Genomic DNA, 2,897 nt, shown 5'->3' with positions numbered 1-2,897 from the left:
TTGGGGCAGTCCAGCGGCTCTGAGCGCTGCGGGCGGGTGCCGGCAGCGTTGGCTGGACCATCGCAGGAGATGGAGGCGTTGAAGCCAACGGCATCACTGGCTCCCAGAGCCACATAGCGGGTGAGGGCGGGCGGGCTGGGTATGAGAACAGCGGGGGGAGATCCAGAGGCTTCGGAACAAGCAGTTAGCCCCCACCCCAGCATCCCGATTGCCATAGAGAGCAGCAGCAACCGAACGGGTCTGGGGGCTTGCCTCTTTTGCCAAGTAGGGGAGCCCATGGGGTAGCTTTGCTGCAGAGGTGGGGGAAGCCCCCAGCCAAGCTAGCCGAAGATTGGCCAATTGGCGAGTATGGTGGGAGTATGGCGCTGCGTTTTTGCAAGTCCCGCACCTACCACGATCCCCTGCACGGTGCCATCAGCCTGGATGGCGGGGATCCGGTCGAGGCGCTGCTGATTCGCCTCATCGACACCCCGGCCTTCCAGCGCCTGCGCCGCGTCCGCCAGTTGGACACCGCTTTTTTTACCTTCCATGGCGCTGAGGGATCCCGCTTCACCCACTCGGTGGGAGTGCTGCAGGTTACGCGGCGCCTGTTTGACAAATTGGCCCGCCGCTACCCGGAGCTGCGCCCCTACCGCGCCGTTACCCTGGTTGCCGCTCTGCTGCACGACATTGGCCATGCCCCCTTTAGCCATGCCGGCGAGGAGATCTTCGGCTGCCGACACGAGGTCTGGACGGCCCGCATCGCGCGGGAGGATCCCCAGATAGCCACGCTGGTGGCGGAGTTTGACCCGCAACTGCCGGCCCAACTGGAGCAGGTGTGGCAGAAACAATTTCCCCTGCCGCTGGTGGGGCAGCTTATTGCCAGCCAACTGGACTGCGACCGCTTTGACTACCTGATGCGCGACAGCCTGCTCACCGGCGCCCAATACGGCCACCTGGATCTGGATCGCATCCTCACGGTGTTGGACTACGACCCGGAGACGGGATCCCTCTCCATTCCCGCCCGCAAAGGCCTGGGAGCCATCGAGCACTATCTGGTGGTGCGCTATTTCATGTACACCCAGGTGTACCAGCACCCCAAGAGCCTGTGTGCCCGCTTTATTTTGGAGCGGCTCTTCAAGCGGGCCCAGGTGCTCCTGCACCAGGGAAAGATCGAGCTGGATCCCATCTTGAGTGCCTGGTGTTGGGCGGCGCTGGCGGTGCAAAAGGGGGATCCCTTCGAGCTGCCTTTGCCCCTCTATCTGGCCGCTGACGATGTGATGTTCAGCTACCCTTTTCGCTTTTGGGCCATGGCGGGGAAGGATCCCATCTTGGCCGATTTGGCGCGGCGCTATTTGGATCGGGATCTATTCAAGGCCCGCAACATCACCCGCCTGCCAGAAGAGCGACGCCAAGAGCTGGTGGCAACTCTAAGCCAGAAGATGCAGCGAGATGGCTTGGATCCAGAAAGCTATTTGGGAATTCGCTCGGCCCACGTCCAGGGCTACAGCTTCTACGACCAAGGGATCCAACTCAAAACCGAGGACGGCTACGTGGAAATTGCCCAGCTCTCGCCGCTGGTGCGATCCCTGGTGGAAACGCAAAGCCAGGTTTGGCTGATCTTCCCCCGCCCCTACAGCGATATCGTAGAGAGGGCTTTGTCTGCTTAGAGGATTGGCAGATCCCAGGGCTAGGGCATGGGCAAAATCCGTTCCTTATCTGAAAGAGGGAAGCAAGAGTGGGAATCCAGGAGATCCTGGCGATGGTGTTGGCGCTAACGGCCCTGGCGATTGCCTTGGTGGCGCTGCGGCTGGGGCGGGCGCTGCGGGCTTCCCCCTGGCTGCGGGATCCCTTGCCGGAGCAAGCGGCAGAGGTCGCAGCGGCCCTGGAGCGGCTGGCGGTGATCGTGCCTGCCTACAACGAGGCGGAAAACGTAGTGGGCTGCCTAAGCAGCATCCTGGACAGCACCGCCGCCCCGCTGCAGGTCTGGCTGGTGGACGACGGCTCCACCGATGCCACCTGGGAGCTGGCCCAGGCCCTGGCCGCCGAACGGCAAGATCCGCGGCTGCACCTGCTCCAAGGGGATCCCCGCCCCCAGGGTCAAACGTGGGTGGGCAAAAACTGGGCCTGTGCCCAGGCCGTTGCCGCCCTGGCCGCCCAGCCTGATCCCCCCGACTACCTGCTCTTTCTCGACTGCGACGTGCGGCTGGGATCCGCTGCCATCGAAGCAGCCCTAGGACAGTTGCTGGCAAGCGGCAGCGGCTTGGTAAGCGTAGGGCCTCAGTTGGTGTGCGGCTGTCTGGCCGAGTGGCTGGTGCAGCCCATCATGATGGTCATCTTGGCGGCAGGCTACGACTTTGCCGCCGTCAACGATCCCAAGCGTCCCAAGGCCTTTGCCTTCGGGCCGTTCATGCTGTTTCGCCGCTCCGCCTACGAGCAAGTGGGCGGACACGCCGGCGTGGCCAATGTGGTTATCGAGGATGTGGCCTTGGCCCAGCGCATCAAAGCGGCTGGCCTGGGCTTGCAGATTTGCCTAGGGGGGTCGCGGGTGCGATGCCGCATGTACGCCAATGGAGCCGCCCTCTGGGAAGGGTGGACGAAAAACTGGTTCCTGGGCCTGGAGCGCAACTGGGCCCTCGCCGTGTTGGCGATGGTCACTGTCTTGGGCATCTGCAGCCTGCCCTGGCTGGGGTTGATCCTGGCTGCAGCTACGGGATCCCCGCAGGTCTTGGCGGCCAGCCTGGCCGGGATCCTAGGCCAAGGGGTCATCCGCCTGCTTCTATGGCGTTGGGCCCACCTGCCGCTGCGTTACTGGTGGCTGACGGCGGTGGGAGGCTGGGTGACGGCAGCCATCATCTTGGCTTCTGCCATCCGCACCACCAGCGGGCGCAACTGGACTTGGCGGGGCCGTCCCCTGG

Annotated in this window: 2 protein-coding genes and 1 pseudogene; 2 read left to right on the top strand and 1 reads right to left on the bottom strand. The window is 63.9% G+C overall.

The genetic code is table 11. The features are described 5' to 3' along the window. Positions 1-215 (bottom strand): annotated as a pseudogene (locus NW857_RS11240) (SGNH/GDSL hydrolase family protein); the annotation flags it as partial. Between the two features lie 144 nt (positions 216-359). On the opposite strand from NW857_RS11240, the gene NW857_RS11235 reads away from it, so the two are divergent. Together NW857_RS11235 and NW857_RS11230 are read left to right on the top strand one after the other, a co-directional pair. After that, positions 360-1,649, top strand: coding sequence for an HD domain-containing protein (locus NW857_RS11235; protein WP_414338987.1), 1,290 nt, complete (start codon positions 360-362; stop codon positions 1,647-1,649). 68 nt (positions 1,650-1,717) lie between these two features. Beyond that, the coding region (locus tag NW857_RS11230; protein ID WP_414368972.1) for a glycosyltransferase at positions 1,718-2,897 on the top strand (1,180 nt) is incomplete at its 3' end.

The sequence above is a fragment of the Synechococcus sp. H55.9 genome (assembly GCF_047462355.1).
GTDB lineage: Bacteria > Cyanobacteriota > Cyanobacteriia > Thermostichales > Thermostichaceae > Thermostichus.
Note: the sequence above shows the minus strand (reverse complement) of the source record. Positions and strands in the feature narration are given on the sequence as shown.

Excerpts from the sequence above, each read along its gene's own strand:
- NW857_RS11235 (WP_414338987.1), top strand. The coding sequence starts at position 360 with ATGGCGCTGCGTTTTTGCAAGTCCCGCACCTACCACGATCCCCTGCAC.